Below are 22,657 nucleotides of genomic sequence, written 5' to 3' on the forward strand. Positions count from 1 at the left end.
ATAACAGGCTTATTTGATGATAAATTCCCTCTTTCCTTAAGGGCGGAGAATGAACGTTTTGTTCATTCTCCGCCCTTTTTTATTTTAACAGCAAGGTTCCCAAAATCCTGACACTACACAACTAAAGGAGAGATTTATTCATGAACGAAACTACAATGCTGCGTTTGGAATATGATCAAATTAAAACAAGAGTTTCCGAATGTGCTTTTTCTTACCTGGGTAAGCGTCACGCTGCTTCTATGCGGCCAATTGCTGATATCCGTACAATTAAGATTCGTCTTGACGAAACAAACGAAGCCTTACAGATCATTCGCCATGGAGCAAGCGTCCCTGTTCCTTCGTTGGAAGGAATGGAGCACATTCTTCATCTGCTCGGGACCGGGTATATGTTCAGCGAGCGCGATTTTTCTCATATGGCCCAATTCATTAGAAGCTGTATTCAACTAATAAAATATATGCATTCCAAGGCGGACGCTGCTCCAACCGTCAGCGCTTATGCATCTTCCATGTATAGCATGGAGCCACTTCTATCCGAAATCGAAAGATGTATTCATTCGGGACGTGTGACGGATATCGCCAGTAAAGAACTAGCTAAAATTCGCAAAAAAATTGCGGTCACTGAAGAACGTATTAAGAGAAAACTTGACTCTCTCACCAGCCGTCACCGATCCATTATGCAGGAAAATATGATTAGTCAGCGCAATGGCCGTTACGTGCTTCCAATCAAAAAAGAATTCCGTAAACAAGTGAAAGGCAATGTACTGGATGAATCGGGAAGTGGTCAAACGGTTTACGTTGAACCTGCCGAAATCACGAATCTGCAATTCGATCAGAGCGCGAACATGGCAGAAGAATCAAAAGAAGAAATGAAAGTACTGGGAGACCTGACGGCAATGGCTGAGTCATACAACCGGGAACTAAGCATCAATACAGAGACGGTAGGTGTACTGGATTTTTTATTAGCAAAAGCCAAATACGCCATGACTCTGGATGCTGTCCCTGCCGAACTTAACCTTGACGGGATTATAGACATCCGAGGTGCACGTCACCCGTTGATGTCCAATACCATGGTGCCGCTTGATTTCTCAATTGGTGAAGGATATTCCTCACTCATCATCACCGGACCGAACACAGGTGGAAAAACGATGGCCCTCAAAAGCGTCGGTCTATTAACATTAATGGTGCAATCTGGGCTACTGGTACCTGTTTTGCATGGCAGCCGAATGGCTGTATTCGAGGAAATTGTGGTTGACATCGGGGATGGACAAAGCATTGAACATGCTTTGAGTACCTTTTCTGCACACATCCGCAACATGATTAGCATTTTAGAAACAACAGGCAACTCTACTCTGATTCTGATTGATGAAATGGCATCCGGCACCGATCCGGGAGAAGGAGTAGGCCTTTCTATCGCGTTGCTAGAAGAATTCCATCGTCGCCGAGCGACAGTAGTGGCTACAACGCACTTTAGCGAAATCAAGCATTTTGCTGAAAACACACCGGGATTTCAGAATGCTCGTATGGAGTTTGATACCGAAACGCTGCAACCATTGTACCGACTTCGCATTGGAGAGGCCGGAGAAAGCTATGCATATGCAATTGCCTTGAAGCTGGGCATGTGGACACGTATTATCGAGCGTTCTGAGGCCATTTCTGCAGGCAGAGCGTCTCGGAATACACAGGAATCGTTTGTTATTCCCCCTTCTGTAGATGATGAAAAGTCTGATGATGCAAATAAGCCTCTCCCTAAAAAAGCGGCTTTAGACGGTACAGTCACAAAACGGGGGAAACAAGAAATTCCTCTCAAAACCAAGCCATTTGCCCTTGGTGATAGTGTTTATGTAGGCTACCTGAATCGGACTGGAATTGTATACAAAACCGAGGATGAACGGGGGAATGTCGGGATTTTGATCCAAGGACAGAAGCTGAGCATTAACAAAAAGAGGCTCGTCATTCACATCGCTGCTACTGAGTTGTATCCTGAAGACTATGATCTGGATATTGTTTTAGAAACCAAGGAAAACCGCAAAAAACGAAAACTGCTGGGACGCAAGCATGTTGAAGGAGTGATGATTGAATCTCCCCCGGAAAATGAAATATAGACGCATGCGTATATTCTCAATATAAAAAATAAGCTATTTTTATACTGTCAGTGAAACTTGAATCTGCAAGCGGACACTTGAAAAGAGTGATCCACTTGCAGATTTTACCACACAAAAAAACATAATATATATTATGTAAACTTATTGATTCCTTACTAGACAGACAAGATAAATCAGACATCCAAAGTTCATGTAAAACTCGGCTTCTAACCTTCAATCCAGCTTCATTATATAAAGCTCCTATATCAAACATCTGTAATGCAAAAAAGGCGTGTCCAAAGTTAAGGCACGCTCTTTTGTTGTTATTTTATTTGTTTGTAATACTCAATCCCGCACTCATCGAAATATAACTTTAGTTATCATTCAAGATGATAGGATTGTTTGTAGTTATATATAGCACCTTGCAAATTCGCTTCATTGCCTAATCTACTTTGTTCAATATCAGCACGCACAAAATTATAGAAAGAATCCTTATAAAGCTTTTCTAGCTCTTCCCTAATGGTAATAACCAGTAAAGGATTTTCAGATATGCCTCCCCCAATTACAAACTTTTCAGGATCAAGTATGGATTGCAAATTAATGATTTGTGTTGCGATGTTCCTACAGTATTCTCGAAAAATCGTTTGGACCGTGCCATCACCTTCTTCAATGAACTTGAATATCTTTTCACCTGTCATAGAATCTGCAGGAAGGTCTTTGGCTTTCGCAACGGTTTTAGTTAAAACAAAACTACTCCCTTGCATACCAAGCAGATAATCATCATTGTCTGCATTTTCGTTGTTCGTTCTAATGAAGGAGAACTCTCCAGCTGATAAATGATGGCCCTTCAGCAATTTACCTTGAGAGATGATTCCACCGCCCATCCCTGTTCCAACGACCAGAACGACACCATCGGTAATCTCTTGTAATGAACCACGCCATGCTTCTCCAAGAGCAGCACACTTTCCATCATTTTCAATCGCTACAGGCTTGTGAAACGCTTTCTTAAAAACGTCAAGCATATTTATATCATTTATATATCTTAATGAACCGCCATGCACCATGTGACCGCTTTCCGAATTCACAATACCTGGCATGCTGACGGCTATACCTTCACATTCATCCATAAACTGATTATGAATTTGCTTCAAAGCTACAAGCAGATTCTCAAGTGAGTCCAATGGAGTTTTAACTTTCCCCTTGCACATAAATTCACCTTGAAAATACAAACTAAATTTAATAAAAGAGCCACCAATATCAAAAACCAGTATTTTATTTTTCATGCTACGTATAGTCCTTTCATGAGGCAATTTGGGGTCTTCTCTCCATTACGATAATTAATATTATTGTTTTTGTAAATCCATCATTTTTTTTATCGTTAATAAGACACCGTTTTCTTCGTTGGATTTAGTGATAAAACTGGCTGCATTTTTAGTATTCTCACATGCGTTTTTCATAGCAAAACTATATTTTGCTATACTCATAAGTTCCACATCATTTTCACCATCTCCAAAAGACAGGGTCTCATCCTCAGTAACCCCCAATATCTCTTGGAGCTTTCTTACCGTCTCCCCTTTATGGGTATGAAGTGCTGTAATATCCAGCCAATTTGCTTCAGAATCAACGATATAAATTTGATCCATTAGAGTGTTTTCAACATGTTTTCTTAATAAGGAACTTCTTCCAGCTGGATCATATACAGTTATTTTAAGAAAGCTACTGTTGATTTGATCAAATGAATCAATCTTAATCACTTCTTTATACGAGCCTTTCACAATTTTATAGTATTCGTCTTGAATATGAGAATGAACAAATGCTGCTTCCGTTGTACATGCTATGATAATGAAATCATTGGAAAAACTTTCGATATCTCTTATCGCTTGTAATGCTAAATTGCGTTCAATCGTAAACTCTTTGACGACGACTCCATCCTTTTTAATCCGCGTAGCACTGTCCCCTAAGATCCAGATCCCTTTTCCGTGCTCGCCAAATAATTCTTCTACTCTTTCACACTGCTTGCCTGTACAGGCTACAAAGGAAATATTATTTTCTTGCATTTCTCCATACACCTGATTAAATAATTCTACATCGAAAGTGCTACTATTATTCAGAAAAGTACCATCCAGATCACTTACTACCAGTTTAAACATATATAAATCCCCCTTAAAATTAAAGATCTTTATTAGTCAAGTTTAATTTATGGATTTTCATTTTCTTTCCATGGATCAACATCAAAATCTCTATTAAAATCTTCAAACATTCATTTAATAGGTGCATTACATACCCTGTACACTTATTAAACCATTTAATTAAACATATTAATAAAGTGAGTAAAAAAAGTTTCTTTATTAAGTAGACATACAAAGTTATTCAAAAAAATCATCGATGGAGCGGTAAGGTTTTACTTCCTTAGGCTGCCCGGATAATGCTAAGCACCAATAAGTACCACCCCATATAACTGAGCAAAGTAAAATCAGTGAGATCATAGAGTGCCCTCGCTTTCTCTTTTAGGTTACACGTTTACTTTAGCTGATGAAACGCGTTTCAGGTCAAGTGATAATTTATAGAAAAGCACATTTTTGTCATGGATGTTTATGATTTAAGATATAATCTTGGGTTAACCGTTCAAAGTTCTCTTTTTCAATGTACGATTCACTTGTTCTGAACTGAACAGCATAAAAAGGAAGCAACAAAATGAGTCCTCCTGTAATTGCAGTAAGTTGGCCAGCCAGAATTAACATACGATTATTTATTTTTAAAGTTACGAACCCCGTAATAAGCCTGCCTATCGTAATTCCACCGTAGTATAAGGATATCCAGCCAGCTGCAGTTTCGGCTGTAATGTTTCTGGCCCCTACCAAATAGCTGGCTCCCCATAAGCCCACCATGGCTTCCACACCACAATAAAACAAAAAAGCAATAAGCGTGTTCTTAACTCCTTTCATTCGAATTAGCTTTTTTTTGGGGATGTTCTTAACTTGTACAGTATTGTGATCTCTCTGTGAGTAGTCTGATTGGATTTCGGTTATGGGATTTTGTATCGCGGCAACACGTTGCCATCATTTTTCTCCCTCTCTTCACTACACATATATACATTATTTAAAGACAATGATTGGACGTTCCAATTCTTTTAGAGTTAACCCTCTCAACCCTGTTTTAAAATCATCATAAAATAAATCTGAGAGAATAACCTCAGGGTACAAAGGCATCTTATGCTTAGATTTGTAGGATTCTAAAAAATGAAAGAAAGACACTTCTTCTATATTCTCTCTATAGATCACAATTCGATCAGGATCAAATACAGATTGTAATATTTGAATAATTTCACATATACTATTGAAGAAAACTTCCGTTCCCTTGCTCTCATCCCAAACTATCGACGGAAGGAATTTGATTTCACCAGCCAATCCATGTTTGCCTTTTAAAACCCCATTTCGCAAATAAATCCCCATTCCTGGTGGAGAATTCTCAGGAAAATAAATAGCCAGTACACATTGATCTTCATCTATTTGTTCTCTATAGACGTAACCACATACAGCGGCATTTACGTCATTCTCCACAATAACCGGCAAACCAAATTTGCTTTGAACATCCTCTGCCAACCGAATTCCATTTAATCTTTCATGACTGCTGACTGTAATTTCTCCATTTACAGATTGTCCCGGGATTCCTATTCCAATAACTTTAATGGAAGGATAGAGAGAAATGATGTCTTGAATCGTGGAATAAAATTGTGAAGCATTAAAAATTTGAAAGGGATGCTCTTCTTTCATCAGAGCATCCTCATTTAAATTAACTACCGTAGTACACACTACATCTGTCCCTTGTTTTTCATTAATATGTATAATCAGTGCTAGACTATACTCATAATTAAAACGATAGGTTAACGCATGCCTGCCTCCGTTTGAAGGAACGATTTCATCTTCAAAGATCTCTCCATTATTAAGCAATTCCTGCATAAGGGTATTGATAGTTACCACACTTAAATCAGTCAATGCGGCTAGTTGAGGTTTTGTTGTCTTACTAATCTGTTTCAATACTTTGCGAACCAGGTTCAGATTTATTTCTTTAATTAAATTTGTATTAGCTTTTTCCATACATAACACCTTCTTTTTATAAAATCATAAAACAACTTTATAAACCATTTTTATAAAGTTGTTTTACTAATTTTGCAGCAAAATATTACCTTTGTCAAGGCAATATCGTACTAACTTTTAATACACTATTGCTTTCCAGCTTATCTTGAATTGTTCTCATGCTTAACATAAGATGATCGCTAAAATAAGGAGGCTAATCTATTGAAGAATGCTGTTGAAGAACCAAAATTGAATCGTATGCGCAAAATGATTGGATGGCAGCTAATCAGTATCAGGTTGGAGCAAATCAATCAAAAACAAAACTAACACTATGAAAAAGAATACTACGTTCATGATTGTAATGACCTAAAGCCGTTGATGTGATTTTCAAGTCAGGATGTAATTCTGTCCATTAAGTTTACATAATAATAATTATGTAAACTTAATTTTCATATAATCTCAAATTTCATGCTATACTTACAATCCTGATATTGGTATCTGAATATCCAGCTTATCCATTGCTTTTTCCTTTTCCCGATCAGTGACATGTGTATATACTGTGGTTGTCTGAATGGATGAATGCCCCAGTAGCTCCTGTACGGTACGCAGATCTGCTCCCTTACGTAATAGCATTGTCGCAAATGTATGTCTCAGCTTATGGCTAGAATAAGCCTCCCTACGTTCTATACTCTTATCTTGCTGGAATCGTTCGAACGTTTCTGTAGCGATCTGTTGAATGGTGCGCACTGCCAGACGGCGGCCTTTCTGGGATACGAACATCGCATCCTCTTTACCTCTCCACGGCGTCAATCTTTCCTCCAACGCATGCTCTACAAAATCACATACGGCTTCCGGTACCGGGAGAGTACGCCACTTACGTCCTTTACCGAACACATCTAAGGTACGTCTTTCTCGGCTGTAATCCGAGACATTCAATGAATGAACCTCCCCCACCCGCAATCCCATATAGACCATCAGCAGAAAAATAGCCATATTACGATTTGCATATTTCCCCTCCACCGCGAGCAAAAACGGATGAATATCCTTTTCATCCAGATAGACGGGCATACGATTCTTTTCAGTTTTTGCTTTTTTAATTCCAGCTGCCGGATTTGTACTGCATAACTCAAATTCCTGTAGCGCTTTAAAAAAACTGTTCACCGCTGCATGCTTCCGGTTCCGCGTACTATCTCCGGCGCCTCCCTCCCGCGCTTTAGACAAATACGACATAACATGAATCTTCTTCACCTGATCGAGTGGTTTTTCACGCAACGTACGTAAAAATTGCTTTACATCCCCCATATAATTTTTTTGCGTATGTATCGTATATCCCGCATCCTTCATCCAGATCAAAAAAGCTTCCAGCTCCTCATTATATATTTCATCAGTTTCTTCAGTTGTATCGAGCTCCACATGTCGCAACTCTTTTTTCATCCCGTTCGCCTCCAATTCAGTTCATATTCCGAAATATACTGTAAAACGATCATTTTCGTCTGATTTTTATCGACAATCCAATCGACATCTTATGCAGGAGAGATTCTAAAAGTCGTTTTAAACCTAAACAGCGTATAATTTATATTATACGCTGTTTTTTTAGCCCTTTCTAAGTATAAATAAAGCGCTCCCCTCTTGTCCAGCCTGGTATCGCCTTCAAGCAGACATTTCAAAGCACTTAACGGGGTGGCATAGGGTCAGAGGGGGTCGATCCCACAATGTAGACGAATTAAAACACGCTCAAGAAAAGTTCACCTAATGTAATTCATTCATATCCAAAACAAAACTAAATAGCCAATAGTCTTGCATGCGGCACCACTTCTCTACTTCATCAGCAAGCTGGGAGCGCTACTTTCGATCGGTAGCAGTCAAAATCGCCATAGGGGCCAAAACATGAATATCATGTGCAGTTTCCAGCTCGCTATCCAGATCACCCTCCGGCGCGTGCACCATCTCCATATGATAGCCTGTTAGCTGATTGTAATTTTCACCCACTAGCAGCAGTGGATCACCAAGAATTTCACCGATTTTCGAGATGATGACCGTGTGATCCAGCTTCTGGTCAAATTTCGAGCAGAGCGTAGAAACAGTCTTGTTCACAGGAAAAGCATGAACTGGCCTGCCTGACGGCAAATTTCTGCTGGACGCCTACATGCCTTATCATTTAAACTATTAAAAATTAATTTTCGAAGGAGTGAGATTACAACGACAGCATGAGGCTCCAGCACCCGGATCTTACAAACGAAAATACAAACATCACTTTCTGTCAGCCGAAACCCTGATTAATAACTACATAATAATTATTATGTAAACTAAGATTGGAGGATGATTGTATGATTAACAAATTGTACTGGTTACCGATCGGTCAGCTTGATATTGACCGCTCCTCACTCAACCATCATGCACAGCCCGGTGAACTGGTGCGCCTGCAAATCTGGTCGTATCTGCTGGAGACAGATCACGGTCCGATTCTCATTGATACTGGTATGCCGGATTCGTTTATCGACAATCCAAATTATTTTAAAAGTACACCGTTTGAAGGGCGCTTCATTCCCCATATGTCAGCCGATGATAGTATCGTGGCTGTACTGGATCGGATCGGCTATCAACCGGACGATATCTATGCCATCGTAATCTCTCATATGCATATGGATCATGCTGGAGGTAATCCGCATTTTCCGAATACACCGATTTATGTGCAGCACACCGAAGCAGACGCTGCGATCGGTAACCTGGAGTATGCGCCACCGGAATGCGTGCAGGCGGACTTGAATTACCGACTGCTTCAAGGGGATCATGAGCTGGTTCCAGGTTTGCAGCTGTTCTATACTTCGGGTCATCAGTCCGCGCTGGTCACAACAAAGGAATCGGGTCCGGTCATGCTGACGATTGATGTTGCCTACACGCAGGAGAATTACGCAAACGACGTGCCATTTGACGGCTTTAACCGTGAACAGGCACGCCAGTCAATCGCCCGCATTCAGCAGATTGTGCAGGAGGTTAAGCCGAATCTGTTGTTCTTCGGTCATGATCCTGAGCAGGTAGCCGTTCAGCCGGTATATCCACAATACAAATAATGATGGTAAAGCAGCTATTTCTCCACCACTCCGGATCTTTTCGGTCCGGGGTCGTGGAGAAATAGGTATTATGAATGCACACAAAATAGACGTATCTGGAGCCGTGCTTCATTCGGATCATGGCTTCCAGTATACGTCTACGGCGTACAACACACGACTTGAAAAGTTCAGCCTCAAAGGCAAGTGGTGCGGACTGGTAGAATAGTCGTAATTCGGCCAGCTCCCCTCATGATCTCAATTTCTTCATTTGATTTTTAAATAATCATTATTGTATCTCCTCACTTCCAAAATGTTATAGCCTCTTATTCTTTTCTTTTCATTAGGTAGTTGTAATGACTCCGACATTTAGAACTGCAAAATTTGGTTAACTGAGCTCGCTGATATGGAATAAACCAATGATTGCATTGAATACACCTTTGCAGTTCTAGTTGCCCCCCTCTATAGCTTTCAGCAAACTGATAAGTGATTCCATATACATTCGCTTTAACCGGTCGGGTTCATCTATAAATTCTGTATGTAAATGCTGATCTTTAGAAACCTAGCTAACTTTTAAGCGCACAAATTGATTTCCTGCAAATACACAATTGATCCTTTGTATTAACTCCCTATTAAGCCCCTGCTTGTTCAGGACAGCCTGAGCAATATCCAATACGCTCCTTACGGACAAATATTTTAAATGGATTAATACACTAAATCCGTTTATATCAAAAAACATGAGCTAGTCAAATTATATATATGAAGTTAATTACGCCTAATCCCCTGTTATCGCCAGCATCAGGAAGTATATCTAAGAACTCATGGGGTGAGTCGCTGTCGACACGGCATGGATGATGAGAAAAAGTAATTTGCAGTCTCGCTCCGTTTTCCCTTGATCATCCAGCACGATATACTTAAAGAAGTCGAAAGGCAACCTTCTATTCAGCCTATGCTCATTTCAAAAATGTAGGTTTATTCATGACAAAGGGAGTGTTTATTTATTTATGAGTACCGAAATGCTGGAACGTCGAAGTGAAATTCTAAAACGAAACATCCATCAGTTGCTGGTTCAGGAAAATCAACACGGCGTGACACGTCAGGAAAATTACACGTTGCATAAAATGATCAGAGAGCTGCATCAAACCTCTCATGCCTTGAATACTTCCCGTTGAGATGAAAGGCTGCTAAATCAAATGAAAAAAATAACCTTCAGCCCCACTGCCTTAGTGGTGTTGAAGGTTATTTGTTGTGTGTAGCCTTTAATTGACAGATGGTACCCTTTCGTGATGTTACCCTTTGGAGCGACTCAGCAGATATAAGAAGTATGGCGCACCAATGATGGCTACAATCAAACCTGTCGGAATTTCTTTCTGTAAAGGTAAGGATCGTGTGATCGTATCCGCTACAAGTACCAGGAGTGCTCCGACTAAAGCACAGGTTACCAGCAGCATTTTATGCTTCGGACCCACCAGCTTTCTCGCCAAATGTGGAGCCACCAAACCGACAAAGCCGATACCACCACTAACCGAAACACTAGAACTGGCCAATCCAACCGCAGCAGCGAGAAGGAGAATACGTTCCTTTTCGATAGGTGTACCCAACCCCGATGCCGTCTGATCTCCCAGATTAAGCACATTCATCACATTTGCTTTGTAGTATGCGAAAGGAAGCAATACAATCAGCCAAGGCAACAGAGCCATTACGAATTTCCAGTTTGAGCCCCAGATGCTTCCTGCTAACCAATTAGCTACAAACGTGTAGCTTTCAGGTGTCAGTTTAAGAGTCATAATGATCATCGCAGCACTGATACCCGCCGCTACGCCAATTCCGCTCAGCAGTAGCCTTGTCGGGGAAATTCCTTCGCCTTTCTTGTAAGAAAGCGCGTAGATCAGAATAGCAGCTGCTCCTGATCCAATCAGCGCAAGAGCGGGAAGTAAAAACAATGAATTCGTAGTTTGCATAGATGGAAAAAGCAATACAAACAGCATAACCATCAGCCCGGCGCCCGCATTAATCCCCAGAATACCAGGGTCCGCTAGACCGTTACGCGAAACCCCCTGCATGATGCAGCCAGAAACAGCAAGACCTGCACCGATAAGAAGGGAAATAACCATTCGTGGCAATCGGAATTCAAATAGGATTAATTCCTGCTGTGGAGTCCCTTGTCCAAACAAGGTTCTAAATAGCTCCATTGGCGAAAGCCGGATGGTTCCCGTATTCGCGCTTATGGTGAACGCAGCAATGAGCAATACGAGCAGAATAATTACAACCATCCAATCATGGATTTTTTTACGATGACTAGCTTTGGCAATAGCCCCATTCGTAACGTTATTCATCTTACAGTGCCCTCCTTTCTTTACGTGCCAGATAAAGGAAGAACGGAACCCCAATTAAGGCAATAAGTACGCCCACCGGCGTTTCCTCAGGTGCGTTAATCATACGGGCTGCCAGATCGGCAAACACAATGAGTAAAGCTCCCATAATGGCCGAGCATGGAATAATCCAGCGATAATCGACGCCAACCAGCTTGCGGGTTATATGGGGAATAATTAATCCCACGAAACCTATAGAACCAACCAACGACACTGCTGCACCCGCCAGAATCAGAACAAGAATCATCCCGACTACCTTTACCACCCCAGTTCGCTGACCAAGACTCAACGCAATTTCGTCTCCCAGACTAAGCAGTGTAATAGAGCGCGACAACATGAGAGCGCCGATAAAAGCTGCCACAACCCAAGGCAAAACTATACCGAGCTGAACCCACTTGGTTCCACTAAGCCCTCCGGCATACCAAAAGGCTAAATCCTGTCCAACATTAAAGTACAAACTGATCGCATCTCCTAAGGCGGACAGCAATGCCGTGACAGCTGCGCCCGCCAATACAAGACGAACTGGCGTAAGACCTGATTTGGAGATGGAGCTTGTACCATATACCATCACAACAGCCAGAGCTGCACCAACAAAGGAATACAACATTAACTGTAAAAAGGAAGATCCGGGAAAAAGGGCGAAGCAAATCGCCATCGCCAAGCTGGCTCCCGAGTTCAGTCCAAGCAAGCCCGAGTCAGCAAGTGGATTTCGAGTCATTCCTTGCATAATTGCACCTGCTACAGCAAAGCAAACTCCGATTAAAACCCCACCCAGAATCCGAGGTAGACGGATTTCCCAAATAATTTGATGGTTTTGCAACTCGGGTTTAAAATGAAAAACGGCGTTCCATACCTCTTCCAGCCTAATAGAGGCTGCACCAAAAGATAGGGATAGCGCGATACCGAACGCTAAAAGTCCAAGCCCAGCTGTCAGGATAAGCGAAGCTGCCCATGGTCGCGAGTGGAATTGAGTCGGCGACTGGTTATGATTACTTTGAGCGGGGCTATCCGATGATTCTGATAATTTCATAACTATTGTTCACCCTTACTGTTGAATAGTATGTAGCTATCACGAACTGTGTTGAAGATGATGTTGATAATGAGAATTATTATCATGCAATCTTTACTATTGTAAATTAATGTGGCAACGGCTTCAATAGCAAATTTCGAGGAATGCCTAATGCTCTGCCCTATTGTGAAAAAATAAAGCCCTTCGGCATAAATACCAAAGGGCTGCCAACAACACCGAAGCGACTACTTCTGTGCGGCGTTCTCTTTATTCCGCTGGACGATCATATCTGCGATTTCTTCAGCTTGCCCTACAATAGCAATGGGATCAAAGTACCAATATCGATCCTCCTGGAGCTCAAAAACCTTACCTTGCCGGACCGCATTCAGTGATTTCCATATGCTGTCTCCTTCGTAACTGCTCAAATTCTTGTTAACCGTCAGAAAGATATAAGAGCCGGTATATTGATTAATGACTTCTTTTGACACCGATTTCCATTGAGTCTCACCTAATAATTCTTTTTGGACAAGCGGTGGAGGTGTCAAATTCAGTCCTCTGTATACCGCCTGTCCTCCTCTGCCAAAATTATCACCATATACATAGTATTCTTTTTCCGAAGCTTCCATTACGGTGAAAGTATCTCCAGGCTGAACAATTCCCTTTAGCTTGTCACGTGCAGCCTGCATCCGCTGATCGTATTGAGCAAGCCATGTTTTGGCTTCCTGTTCTTTTCCAAGCAGCTCACCAAAAGCTGTCAGTTCCTCATGCACATTCTTGTACGTTCCATAAGGAATCACGATGGTCGGAGCAATTTTACTGTATTTTTCATATTCAGAAGCATCTTTGGAACCAATCAGAATCAAGTCAGGCTCCAGAGCCAATACTTTTTCAATGGATACGCTGCCGCGGTCTCCAATGCTTGCAATGCCCTGCACAAGCTCCTTCGAAAACGGATTATCCAGATAATATTTAACGCTTCCCACAGGTTTAATTCCTAGTGCTAATAAATCATTCTGGTACATATCTACTACAATCCGCTGAGGGTGAACTGGTATTTTAATATCTCCATGAATCGTTTTGACTGTTTTCGTTTCCTCTGACTTTTGTTCGCTAGAAGTTTGATTCTGCTTTTCATCCGGTTGCTTTACGTTTCCACCACAGGCGGTAAGAGCTAAAATGACTGACAGAAGCATCATCACAATCCACATTTTCTTTGTCAAACCCGTTCATTCCTCTCTCTATTTACGGTGTCATATCGGCCTACTTACGTTCCATATTGAGCTTGGTGCAGGCGGCTATATGCCCCTTTTACTGCCAATAACTCTTCATGTCTGCCTTGCTCGGCAATCCCTTGATCTGCAACTACGATAATGCGGTCAGCATTTTTGATCGTTGCCAAACGATGCGCGATAACGAGTGTCGTACGGCCTTGGGATAGCTCTGTCAGCGCCTGCTGAATCGCGGCTTCTGTCTCTGTATCCAATGCTGATGTTGCTTCATCTAAAATGAGAATTGGCGGATTTTTAAGGAACATCCGGGCAATTGACAAACGTTGCTTTTGACCACCTGACAGCTTCACACCTCGCTCACCGATCATTGTATCCAGACCATCCGGATATGAGCGAACAAGGTCTTCAATCTGAGCTCGACGAGCAGCATCCCAGATTTCTTCTTCCGAAGCATCGAGCTTACCATAAGCGATATTTTCACGAATCGTTCCATCAAAGAGGAATACATCCTGCTGAACAATTCCAATCATGGATCGCAGCGATTCCAGCTTCATTTCACGGATATCCATCCCATCAATGGTAATGCTGCCTTCCTCGACATCGTAGAAGCGAGGCAACAAACTGCAAAGTGTCGTTTTACCTGCTCCTGAAGGACCCACAAGTGCTACGGTTTCTCCTGCATGGATAGATAGGTCCACTTTGCGTAATACCTTGTCTTTGTTCTCGTAACCAAACGTTACACCTGCAAATTGAATATCTCCATTAAGATGGTTAACGGTCTTGGCCCCTGGCAGATTTTCTACATCCGATTCACTTTCCAGCAAATCCAGATACCGTCGGAAGCCAGCAATCCCTTTCGGATACGTTTCGATGACAGAATTAATTTGTTTAATCGGCCCCAGGAATACATTAGACAGCATCACAAATGCGATAAATTCCCCGTAGGTCATCTGTCCTTCGATAACAAACCATGTTCCACACACAAGCACAAACAATGAAACCAGCTTCATTAGTATAAAACTAATCGAGGAATTCCAGGCCATAATCCGGTACGCGATCAGCTTCGTTTTACGGAAACGCCCATTATTTTCAGCAAAACGTTCCATTTCATGTGCTTCGTTGGAGAACGCTTGAACAACGCGAATCCCGCTGACATTATTTTCAATACGAGCGTTATAATCCGCAATATCAGAAAACATACGATGGAAAGCAGCAGACATTTTACGGCTGAAATAAAGAGACAAGTAAATCATGAGGGGTACAATGATGAAAGTCAGTACAGCCAGCTTCCAGTTTATACCGAGCATAATACCAAAGGCTCCCCCCAGTGTCATCAACGCGATGAACAAATCTTCGGGGCCGTGGTGGGCAATTTCCCCAATATCCATCAGATCGTTGGTCATACGTGAAACAAGATGCCCTGTTTTGTTATTGTCAAAAAAGCGAAAAGATTGCTTTTGTACCCGATCAAACAGCTTTTTACGCATATCCGATTCGATGTTAATACCCAGCTTGTGCCCCCAATAGGTAACCACGTAATTCAGCGCAGCACTTATGACATAAATACCGAGTAGAGCTAGGCAGGCATATAAAATCCATTTCCAGTTCCCGCTGGGCAGCAAATCATCGACCACCCGGTTGACTGCAAGCGGAAAAGCCAACTCCAGCAGTGCAGCCAGCAAGGCACAAGAGAAATCAATGATGAACAAAGTCCGGTAAGGACGGTAGTATTCAAAAAATCGTCTAAGCATGGTCATGACTTCTCCTTTCTAATTTCGAGTAATTATTTAGGATCGACGGAAAGCATGGTAACGGCTTCATCCAACGATTTGTCAATAGCAAGCGGTGAGTAGGTAAACCACGGGTCAGCTTTGATGAAATACACTTTGTGGTTCTTGACAGCCGGGAGATTTCTCCACAGTGCACTTTGCTCAATTTGCTTAAGCATTCCGTCCTTAGTCGCTTCATCATAAACCAGCATAATAATACGGTCTCCTGACAGTTCAGGTAACTTTTCCATTGAAATGCTATCGTATACAAAGTTAAACTTCGGGTCCTTCTCCAACTTCTGCCTTATGTACTCAGGAGGATTCAATTCCAGTGAACGGTAAATAACATGTCCTACATTCCGCGCTCCGTATACCCTTAACACATTCTTATCGTAGGCCATATAAATCGTAACCGTTTCATCTTTTTTGAATTTTCCAGCCAGCTTCTTTCGACCTTCTTCACCCTTTTTGTTGAAACTAGCGATCCACTGCTCGGCTTCCTTGTCCTTACCCAGCACGCCTGCGACATTCCGCAGTTGCTCAAATACATCGCCTTCTCCAAACGAAACGACTACGGTTGGAGCAATTTTCTCCAGCTGCTCCTTCACTTCGGGCGTTGTATATTCTGTTGTGATGATCAGGTCCGGTTGTAGCTCCAGTACCTTTTCTACATTTGTCGGGTTCCCAATATCCGCAACTCCGTCAATCTTACCTTTTAAATAGTCGCCTTCCAACAAATGGGAAGCAGCACCTGCAGGCTTAACTCCCAAGGCCAGCATAGCATCCAAATATTGTGTCGTGACAACTCGCTGTGGATTTGCAGGGATACTGATCTTATTGCCAGTAGCATCAGTATATTCGCGCATGACAACCGTTTTGGATTGCCCGGAAGAATCATTAGTGCTGGTCTTGTCGTTTGTCTGGTTGTTGCTAGCTGCGTTTCCACATGCGCTCAATACAATCATCAAAAGAACCACAAGACAAAGCGTGGATTCCCATTTTAATCTGTACCTTTGTTGCACAATATACGTCCTCCTTAGATATATACAATTCATAATATGATAGTGATTCTCATTATCATATAATTGTTATTCTATCTTTTACCGTCTCTTCTTACAATACAAAAATTAAAAACTTCCATTTATGTGGTATGTATCGTCATCGTAGAATAGTCAAAAAAAGGACTGATGCGCATTACAGCATCAGTCCGAGAAGCTTAATAGGTTGGGTCAAGCGCCCGTTTTATTTGGATTGATCCACTAACTCCAGCTTAGCGGGAATTGATGTTTTCACGGTTTTACCTTGAAGTACATCCTTGGCTGCTTGCACCGCCAATTGTCCAATAAGCTCGGGTTGCTGAGCTACGGTAGCTGTCAGTTTCCCTTCCTTAATTGATTTAAGCGCATCCTCGTTACCGTCAAAACCGATGACTGGAATGTTCTTACCTGAGCTTTGGATTGCTTCGATGGCACCCAATGCCATTTCATCATTGTGGGCAAATACAGCCTGAACGTCCGGGTTGCCTTGCAGCAGATTTTCCATCACATTCAAACCTTTGGTCCGATCAAAATCGGCCGATTGATTGGCTATGACTTTCAGATCCTTATCTGCTACTTCATGGAAGCCTTTCCCACGTTCACGGGTAGCGGATGCTCCTGGAACACCTTCCAGCTCAATCACTTTGGCACCTTTTCCAACTTGATCAATCACATATCTGGCAGCCATTCGTCCTCCCTCTACGTTGTCTGAAGCGACGAGTGCTTTTACGTCTCCTTTGTCAGCAGAACGATCCAGTGTAATAACCGGAATGTTCAATGCATTCGCTGATTGTACCACAGTGGAGATGGCCGACGAATCTGTCGGATTAATGAGTAACGCGTTTACTCCCTGTTGAATCAGATCATCCACGTCATTACTTTGTTTCGCCGAATCATTTTGTGCATCCACAACAATGACCTGCAATCCTTGTTTTTTGGCCTCTGCCACAACTCCATCTTTGAGAGAGACGAAGAATGGATTGTTCAGCGTTGAGATCGACAATCCGATTTTAATGTCCTTCAGGTTCGCGGCCGCTTTAGGTTTCGCCCATTCGGGCGGCTCCAAAGAACACCCTGTCATGAGCAGGAGCAGCAAGGCAGTCATGATTAATGTAAGCTTTTTCATATTTATGTGTCTCCTTCTACGCAGATTAGGTGTATTATGCGGATTTTTTACGGTCAATCAATACAGCAATAGCGATGACTATCCCTTTTACTACCATTTGATAAAAAGAGTTAACCCCCAGCAAGTTCAAGCCGTTGTTTAGTGTGCCAATGATAAGCACACCAATTAACGTACCTACGATTCGTCCGCGTCCTCCTGAGAGGCTTGTTCCACCTAATACAACAGCCGCAATGGCGTCCAATTCATAAGAAGTACCTGCTGTCGGTTGCGCCGAGTTCAATCGTGAGGTCAAGATAGCTCCCGCCAATGCGGAAAGCATTCCAGCCAGAGAGTAAATCCAAATTTTTACACGCGGTACTTTAATACCAGATACAATCGAAGCCTTCTCGTTACCACCAATGGCATACGTTTTACGTCCGAATGGTGTTTTATGCAAAATGATCCACAGAACAGCAAAGGTAATGAGCATCGTAATCGCTGGAACCGGAATACCGAACTGATAGCCACGACCGAACAATTGAAATACCAGACTGTCTCCGAGTCCTGTAATAGGGTTACCGTTGGTATAAACGAGTGTTAATCCTCTGAAAATGGTCATGGTTGCTAGTGTAGCGATGAACGGAGCCATTTTACCTTTCGTAATCATCAAGCCGTTGACCATCCCCATCACGCCACCCAATGCACAACCGATGATAATCGCCAAAATAGGATCGAACCCAGCCAGCATCATATTTGCGACAAACGCACTGGATAGTGCTAATATGGAGCCGACTGACAAATCAATTCCGCCTGTAAGAATAACGAAGGTCATACCGAACGCAATTAACGCATTAATGGATACCTGGCGCAATAAATTCAAAATATTAAGCGGTTCCAAAAAGCTGGGATTTAAAACCGATACGATAATTACCAAAATAATGAGTCCCAACAATGGGCCAAGCTTCTGTGTGATTTGTGACATTTGAAAGCCTTTGCTGCTTTTTGATTCATTCATAGTTGTCATATTACTGTCCTCCTGTAGCTAGCGTCATAATATTTTCTTGTGTAGCTTCTTCCCTGCTCAGCTCTCCGCTGATTTTTCCCTCGTGTACCACGACAATACGATCGCTCATGCCGAGTACCTCAGGGAGTTCCGAGGATACCATGATAATCGCGACTCCACGTTCGGTCAGTTCGTTCATCAACTGGTAGATTTCCCGCTTGGCTCCCACATCCACACCTCTCGTCGGTTCGTCAAGAATGAGCACATTTGGACCAATACCTACCCATTTAGCAATAACCACCTTTTGCTGATTACCACCTGACAAACTGCGAACCGTTGTTTCGCCCGATTGGGTTTTAATTTGTAAGCGCTTAATTAAAGTGTTAACAAAATCTAGCTCTTTTTTACCTGAAATAAATCCTTTTGAAGTAAAGCTGAACAAATTCGGCAGCACCATATTTTCCCGGATGGAAAAATCCAGCACCAAGCCCTCATCTTTTCGGTCTTCTGTAATGAAGCCTATCCCTAGTTTCACCGCATCATCCGGCTTACGAATAGATACTTTTTTTCCACGTACATGAATCTCACCACGATCCAAAGCATCCAATCCAAATAACGCCCGCATGATCTCGGTCCGTCCCGAGCCCATCAAACCTGAAAAACCTACAATTTCCCCAGATCGTACAGTAAAATTCACATTTTCAAATAACCCTTTATGCGAAGCATTTTTGACCTCCAGCACCACTTCTCCCAAAGCTGGCGTTCTTACCGGATAGCGTTCAGTCAGCTCTCTACCTACCATTTTCCGTACAACTTCATCAAAATTCGTATCGGGAATCGCCTGAGTATCCACCGTTTTCCCGTCACGCATGATGGTAATCCGATCACAGATCGCGAATATCTCCTCCATCCGATGTGAAATATACACAATCGAAACACCATCTTTTTTCAAGGAAGTAATAACCTCGAACAGCTTCTGAATTTCCCGTTCGGTTAAGGCGGCTGTCGGCTCATCCATCACGATAACTTTAGCATCCGTCATGAGTGCTTTGGCAATTTCAATCATCTGCTGTTGACCCACTGAACAATCGCCTGCTTCACCGTTCAATGGAAGATTTACCGAAAGCTTGCTGAATTGTTCATTTGCTAGCGCTTTCATTTTGGAGCTGTCTAGTAAGCCCCACTTGGATGTCATTTCCTTGCCGATAAATAGATTTTCCAGCACGGTCATCTCCGGCCACACATTCAGTTCTTGGTGAATAAAAGCAATTCCTTTTTGCTCCGCTTCTTTGGGGTCGGCAAAATAGGTTTCCTGACCGTCAATGATGATCGTTCCCTCATCTCGCCGATGCAGTCCGATTAAAATATTCATCAGCGTTGATTTGCCTGCACCATTTTCACCCATGAGGGCATGTACTTCTCCTTCACGAAGATCAAAGTCAACACCACTCAGTACCTGATTGGTTCCAAAGGCTTTGTGAATTCCTTTCATTTGAATCTGCATGCTGTACCCTCCTTTTTATTCAACATTGATTTATCCAAAATGAACTCCTGCCTGCAAAATACAATTGGCAAACGGCTTAGCCTCTCCTGTACGAATGACCGCCTTCGCATACCGGGTCAGCTCCTTGAATTGTTCATGAGGGCAAAACTCAATGACGGCTGCCTGCTTATTAAGCTGTGGCTGTTCTAATTGCTCCCCTGCAAAGGTGCGCATAATATACTGTAATGCTTGTTCATTTTCTTGTTTGATTTCTTCGGCCAGCGTTACTTTTTCGATCACCATATCTGCTGCAATGACATCAACGACGTCCTGAAAGGATGGAACACCCAATTTAAGGGCCAAATCAATTTTTGTAACGCCTTCAGGAACAGGTAAGCCGGCATCAGCCACGACAATATAGTCTGTGTGGCCGAGATCCGACAGTATTTTGGATATATGACTGTTTAGGATTCCATGTTTCTTCATATTATATTTGCTCCTCCACTTCACGACGGGTTGGCATTCCACCTTGGGCTCCAAATTTGGTAACAGACAATGACGCAGCACGATTAGCAAATTTCACACTGTCTGCCAGCGAATTTCCTTCAGCCAATGCCACTGCAAAAGCAGCGTTAAACGTATCTCCTGCACCTGTTGTATCAACGGCTTCTACTTTATAAGTAGGAACCACGACTTCCTGTTCTCCGTCGAAGAACCGTACACCGTTGCTGCCCTCAGTCACAAACAGCTTGTTGGGATATTTGCGCAGCGCCTCTTGAAGGCTCATATCCTTAAACATAATGGCAGCTTCATGCTCATTAGGCGTAATGTAGGTCGCATTCGCAATTACGCTGTCATCCACCTCGCGAGCCGGAGCTGGATTCAGCAACAATGGTACCTGGTACTTCGCACAAATTTCGCTTACATAAACAACCGTTTCCGACGGTATTTCCTGTTGAATTAGCACAATATCCGAACTTCGAATGACGTCAAGCGCTTCTTCCACATAGGCAGGTGTCACTTCATTATTTGCTGCTTTTACCACGACAATACTGTTATCACCTTCAGCTAGTACAATATGCGCTGTGCCGCTTTCCATATGTGTAACCGGTTTCACATAGCCAGTATAAACATGGTTTTCTTCAAAATTACGTAAAATCTGTTCTCCAAAATGGTCATCCCCTACACGTCCAATCATCGTAACGTCCGCTCCGAGTCGGGCTGCGGCTACTGCCTGATTGGCTCCTTTACCTCCAGGTACGGTTGTAAAGCTTTCACCCAATACCGTTTCACCAGCACCGGGACGTTTGGACGAAGTAACTACGAGATCCATAGAACTGCTTCCGATAATCGAAATTTTAGCCATCATAATCCACCTTTCTCGTCGTTTCCCGTTCTATAAATTTGACGGGCAATTGTATGCTTGAATAGGTAAGTACTTTCGAATGAAGATTAGGTACGCTTGAATTCGTTACTTGCGACTGCTCAATCAACTGAATGAGTAGCCCTGCTGCTTCCCAGCCCATTTCATAAGCAGGTTGTCGGATCGTTGACAAAGGCGGGAATAACAAACTACTTAATGGTATATCATCAAACCCGATAATTTGAACATCATCCGGGATTTTCTTTCCTAATCTATGTGCCTCATGCATCACTGCTGTAGCCACGATATCGTTACTTGCGATAACTCCGTCCGTATCCGGGTACTTGCTAAACAGCTCTTTGGCCCACGACTCGGCCTCCTTGAACGAAAAGGAAGTTGTCTCGACCACATGGTAAGCAATTCCGGATTGCTGAAGCTCTTCAACCGCCCCGCGAAAACGGTCTTGTGCTGGACGAATATGTGCAGGGCCCTGCATGACTGTAATTTGTTTGCTGCCGCGGGCAACCATTTCTTGAGCAGCCAAGCAACCGCCATGGGCTCCATCCGCATATACGGAGAGGCTGTCACTGGAAGTTCGATCGAGAAAAACGACCGGGATCTTCAGTTTGGCGTAACAATCGGCATTGGGATCATTGGTAGAAGAAATAACACCAACGACATTATTTTGAACAAAAGTATCCATGTAATCCAATTCTTTTTGGCGATCTTCATCACTATTACCGAAAATAATCCGAAAATCATTTTCCTGCATTCGATCCTCCACCCCACGAGCTAACAAGGGAAAGTAAGGGTTCGTAATATCCGGCAGCAGCAGGCCGATTAATCTGGATTTCTTTTTATACAAAGAACGTGCAACTTCATTAGGCTTGTAATTTAACTGCTTCACAGCAGCCTCTACCTTTCGCCGTGTATCCTCATGTACATATCCAGTTTCATTAATAACTCTGGATACAGTCGCTACGGAAACACCTGCAAAGCTGGCGACTTCTTTAATTGTTGTCATAGTGTAGGTTCAACTCCAATGTGTAACCGGTTACACATATAAAATATCACAGCATTAAT

At 42.6% G+C, this 22,657-nt stretch carries 20 protein-coding genes and 1 pseudogene; 4 read left to right on the plus strand and 17 right to left on the minus strand.

Annotated features, from left to right (window positions below; all coding sequences use genetic code 11):
- Nucleotides 1-140 precede the first annotated feature (140 nt).
- Nucleotides 141-2,102 carry an endonuclease MutS2 gene (locus tag KAI36_RS14015; RefSeq protein ID WP_220025189.1) on the plus strand — a complete coding sequence of 654 codons (1,962 nt, stop codon included), beginning with the start codon at nucleotides 141-143 and terminating at the stop codon, nucleotides 2,100-2,102.
- A 359-nt stretch (nucleotides 2,103-2,461) separates the two neighbouring features.
- Here KAI36_RS14015 and KAI36_RS14020 read toward each other — a convergent pair whose 3' ends face one another.
- From KAI36_RS14020 to KAI36_RS14045, 6 genes and pseudogenes are all read right to left on the minus strand, one after another.
- Nucleotides 2,462-3,364 (minus strand): ROK family protein, encoded by a 903-nt coding sequence (locus KAI36_RS14020; protein WP_220025190.1) that lies wholly within the window; start codon nucleotides 3,362-3,364, stop codon nucleotides 2,462-2,464.
- Nucleotides 3,365-3,424: 60 nt separating this feature from the next.
- Nucleotides 3,425-4,231, minus strand: coding sequence for an HAD-IIB family hydrolase (locus KAI36_RS14025; RefSeq protein ID WP_220025191.1), 807 nt, complete (start codon nucleotides 4,229-4,231; stop codon nucleotides 3,425-3,427).
- 531 nt (nucleotides 4,232-4,762) lie between these two features.
- Nucleotides 4,763-5,140, minus strand: a pseudogene (locus KAI36_RS14030) (MFS transporter); the annotation flags it as partial.
- A 36-nt stretch (nucleotides 5,141-5,176) separates the two neighbouring features.
- Nucleotides 5,177-6,178 carry an ROK family protein gene (locus KAI36_RS14035; protein ID WP_220025192.1) on the minus strand — a complete coding sequence of 334 codons (1,002 nt, stop codon included), beginning with the start codon at nucleotides 6,176-6,178 and terminating at the stop codon, nucleotides 5,177-5,179.
- A gap of 456 nt (nucleotides 6,179-6,634) precedes the next feature.
- The gene (locus KAI36_RS14040; RefSeq protein ID WP_220025193.1) at nucleotides 6,635-7,591 is read right to left on the minus strand and encodes a tyrosine-type recombinase/integrase; all 957 of its coding nucleotides are present in this window, start codon (nucleotides 7,589-7,591) and stop codon (nucleotides 6,635-6,637) included.
- Nucleotides 7,592-7,999: 408 nt separating this feature from the next.
- Nucleotides 8,000-8,251: a hypothetical protein gene (locus KAI36_RS14045; RefSeq protein WP_220025194.1), complete on the minus strand. Its 252-nt coding sequence runs from the start codon at nucleotides 8,249-8,251 to the stop codon at nucleotides 8,000-8,002.
- A 233-nt stretch (nucleotides 8,252-8,484) separates the two neighbouring features.
- On the opposite strand from KAI36_RS14045, the gene aiiA reads away from it, so the two are divergent.
- From aiiA to KAI36_RS14055, 3 genes are all read left to right on the plus strand, one after another.
- Nucleotides 8,485-9,228, plus strand: coding sequence for a quorum-quenching N-acyl homoserine lactonase AiiA (gene aiiA, locus KAI36_RS14050; protein ID WP_220025195.1), 744 nt, complete (start codon nucleotides 8,485-8,487; stop codon nucleotides 9,226-9,228).
- Nucleotides 9,229-9,298: 70 nt separating this feature from the next.
- Complete coding sequence (locus KAI36_RS27300) at nucleotides 9,299-9,433, plus strand: hypothetical protein (RefSeq protein WP_258382170.1); 135 nt, start codon at nucleotides 9,299-9,301, stop codon at nucleotides 9,431-9,433.
- Between the two features lie 775 nt (nucleotides 9,434-10,208).
- Nucleotides 10,209-10,376 (plus strand): hypothetical protein, encoded by a 168-nt coding sequence (locus KAI36_RS14055; protein WP_007432475.1) that lies wholly within the window; start codon nucleotides 10,209-10,211, stop codon nucleotides 10,374-10,376.
- Nucleotides 10,377-10,493: 117 nt separating this feature from the next.
- Here KAI36_RS14055 and KAI36_RS14060 read toward each other — a convergent pair whose 3' ends face one another.
- The 11 genes from KAI36_RS14060 to KAI36_RS14110 form a co-directional block, all read right to left on the minus strand.
- Nucleotides 10,494-11,540 (minus strand): FecCD family ABC transporter permease, encoded by a 1,047-nt coding sequence (locus KAI36_RS14060; RefSeq protein WP_053325571.1) that lies wholly within the window; start codon nucleotides 11,538-11,540, stop codon nucleotides 10,494-10,496.
- Between the two features lies 1 nt (nucleotide 11,541).
- On the minus strand, nucleotides 11,542-12,606 hold the full coding sequence (locus tag KAI36_RS14065; protein WP_025720646.1) for a FecCD family ABC transporter permease: 1,065 nt from the start codon (nucleotides 12,604-12,606) through the stop codon (nucleotides 11,542-11,544).
- Nucleotides 12,607-12,830: 224 nt separating this feature from the next.
- Nucleotides 12,831-13,793, minus strand: coding sequence for an ABC transporter substrate-binding protein (locus KAI36_RS14070; RefSeq protein WP_220028130.1), 963 nt, complete (start codon nucleotides 13,791-13,793; stop codon nucleotides 12,831-12,833).
- A gap of 56 nt (nucleotides 13,794-13,849) precedes the next feature.
- Nucleotides 13,850-15,565 carry an ABC transporter ATP-binding protein gene (locus KAI36_RS14075; protein WP_220025196.1) on the minus strand — a complete coding sequence of 572 codons (1,716 nt, stop codon included), beginning with the start codon at nucleotides 15,563-15,565 and terminating at the stop codon, nucleotides 13,850-13,852.
- Between the two features lie 32 nt (nucleotides 15,566-15,597).
- Nucleotides 15,598-16,605 (minus strand): ABC transporter substrate-binding protein, encoded by a 1,008-nt coding sequence (locus tag KAI36_RS14080; RefSeq protein WP_220025197.1) that lies wholly within the window; start codon nucleotides 16,603-16,605, stop codon nucleotides 15,598-15,600.
- A gap of 220 nt (nucleotides 16,606-16,825) precedes the next feature.
- Nucleotides 16,826-17,746, minus strand: coding sequence for a ribose ABC transporter substrate-binding protein RbsB (rbsB, locus tag KAI36_RS14085; protein ID WP_220025198.1), 921 nt, complete (start codon nucleotides 17,744-17,746; stop codon nucleotides 16,826-16,828).
- A gap of 34 nt (nucleotides 17,747-17,780) precedes the next feature.
- Entirely contained in the window at nucleotides 17,781-18,749 is a 969-nt protein-coding gene (locus KAI36_RS14090) for an ABC transporter permease subunit (protein ID WP_013310465.1), read from the minus strand.
- Between the two features lies 1 nt (nucleotide 18,750).
- Nucleotides 18,751-20,232 carry a sugar ABC transporter ATP-binding protein gene (locus tag KAI36_RS14095; RefSeq protein WP_220025199.1) on the minus strand — a complete coding sequence of 494 codons (1,482 nt, stop codon included), beginning with the start codon at nucleotides 20,230-20,232 and terminating at the stop codon, nucleotides 18,751-18,753.
- 30 nt (nucleotides 20,233-20,262) lie between these two features.
- Nucleotides 20,263-20,697, minus strand: a complete 435-nt coding sequence (gene rbsD, locus KAI36_RS14100) for a D-ribose pyranase (RefSeq protein ID WP_209942462.1) — start codon at nucleotides 20,695-20,697, stop codon at nucleotides 20,263-20,265.
- A 1-nt stretch (nucleotide 20,698) separates the two neighbouring features.
- Nucleotides 20,699-21,577, minus strand: a complete 879-nt coding sequence (gene rbsK, locus KAI36_RS14105) for a ribokinase (RefSeq protein WP_023988929.1) — start codon at nucleotides 21,575-21,577, stop codon at nucleotides 20,699-20,701.
- The gene (locus tag KAI36_RS14110; RefSeq protein ID WP_104494587.1) at nucleotides 21,570-22,598 is read right to left on the minus strand and encodes a LacI family DNA-binding transcriptional regulator; all 1,029 of its coding nucleotides are present in this window, start codon (nucleotides 22,596-22,598) and stop codon (nucleotides 21,570-21,572) included. Before KAI36_RS14110 ends, rbsK begins: the two co-directional genes overlap by 8 nt.
- Nucleotides 22,599-22,657: the final 59 nt, after the last annotated feature.

This window comes from Paenibacillus sp. S02 (genome assembly GCF_019454065.1).
Taxonomy (GTDB): Bacteria; Bacillota; Bacilli; order Paenibacillales; family Paenibacillaceae; genus Paenibacillus; species Paenibacillus polymyxa_B.

What these genes read in the sequence shown, in the direction of transcription:
- KAI36_RS14015 (WP_220025189.1), top strand. Translation starts at nt 141, where the DNA reads ATGAACGAAACTACAATGCTGCGTTTGGAATATGATCAAATTAAAACA.
- KAI36_RS14020 (WP_220025190.1), bottom strand. Translation starts at nt 3,364, where the DNA reads ATGAAAAATAAAATACTGGTTTTTGATATTGGTGGCTCTTTTATTAAA.
- KAI36_RS14025 (WP_220025191.1), bottom strand. Translation starts at nt 4,231, where the DNA reads ATGTTTAAACTGGTAGTAAGTGATCTGGATGGTACTTTTCTGAATAAT.
- KAI36_RS14035 (WP_220025192.1), bottom strand. Translation starts at nt 6,178, where the DNA reads ATGGAAAAAGCTAATACAAATTTAATTAAAGAAATAAATCTGAACCTG.
- KAI36_RS14040 (WP_220025193.1), bottom strand. Translation starts at nt 7,591, where the DNA reads ATGAAAAAAGAGTTGCGACATGTGGAGCTCGATACAACTGAAGAAACT.
- aiiA (WP_220025195.1), top strand. Translation starts at nt 8,485, where the DNA reads ATGATTAACAAATTGTACTGGTTACCGATCGGTCAGCTTGATATTGAC.
- KAI36_RS27300 (WP_258382170.1), top strand. Translation starts at nt 9,299, where the DNA reads ATGAATGCACACAAAATAGACGTATCTGGAGCCGTGCTTCATTCGGAT.
- KAI36_RS14055 (WP_007432475.1), top strand. Translation starts at nt 10,209, where the DNA reads ATGAGTACCGAAATGCTGGAACGTCGAAGTGAAATTCTAAAACGAAAC.
- KAI36_RS14060 (WP_053325571.1), bottom strand. Translation starts at nt 11,540, where the DNA reads ATGAATAACGTTACGAATGGGGCTATTGCCAAAGCTAGTCATCGTAAA.
- KAI36_RS14065 (WP_025720646.1), bottom strand. Translation starts at nt 12,606, where the DNA reads ATGAAATTATCAGAATCATCGGATAGCCCCGCTCAAAGTAATCATAAC.
- KAI36_RS14070 (WP_220028130.1), bottom strand. Translation starts at nt 13,793, where the DNA reads ATGTGGATTGTGATGATGCTTCTGTCAGTCATTTTAGCTCTTACCGCC.
- KAI36_RS14075 (WP_220025196.1), bottom strand. Translation starts at nt 15,565, where the DNA reads ATGCTTAGACGATTTTTTGAATACTACCGTCCTTACCGGACTTTGTTC.
- rbsB (WP_220025198.1), bottom strand. Translation starts at nt 17,746, where the DNA reads ATGAAAAAGCTTACATTAATCATGACTGCCTTGCTGCTCCTGCTCATG.
- KAI36_RS14090 (WP_013310465.1), bottom strand. Translation starts at nt 18,749, where the DNA reads ATGACAACTATGAATGAATCAAAAAGCAGCAAAGGCTTTCAAATGTCA.
- KAI36_RS14095 (WP_220025199.1), bottom strand. Translation starts at nt 20,232, where the DNA reads ATGCAGATTCAAATGAAAGGAATTCACAAAGCCTTTGGAACCAATCAG.
- rbsD (WP_209942462.1), bottom strand. Translation starts at nt 20,697, where the DNA reads ATGAAGAAACATGGAATCCTAAACAGTCATATATCCAAAATACTGTCG.
- rbsK (WP_023988929.1), bottom strand. Translation starts at nt 21,577, where the DNA reads ATGGCTAAAATTTCGATTATCGGAAGCAGTTCTATGGATCTCGTAGTT.
- KAI36_RS14110 (WP_104494587.1), bottom strand. Translation starts at nt 22,598, where the DNA reads ATGACAACAATTAAAGAAGTCGCCAGCTTTGCAGGTGTTTCCGTAGCG.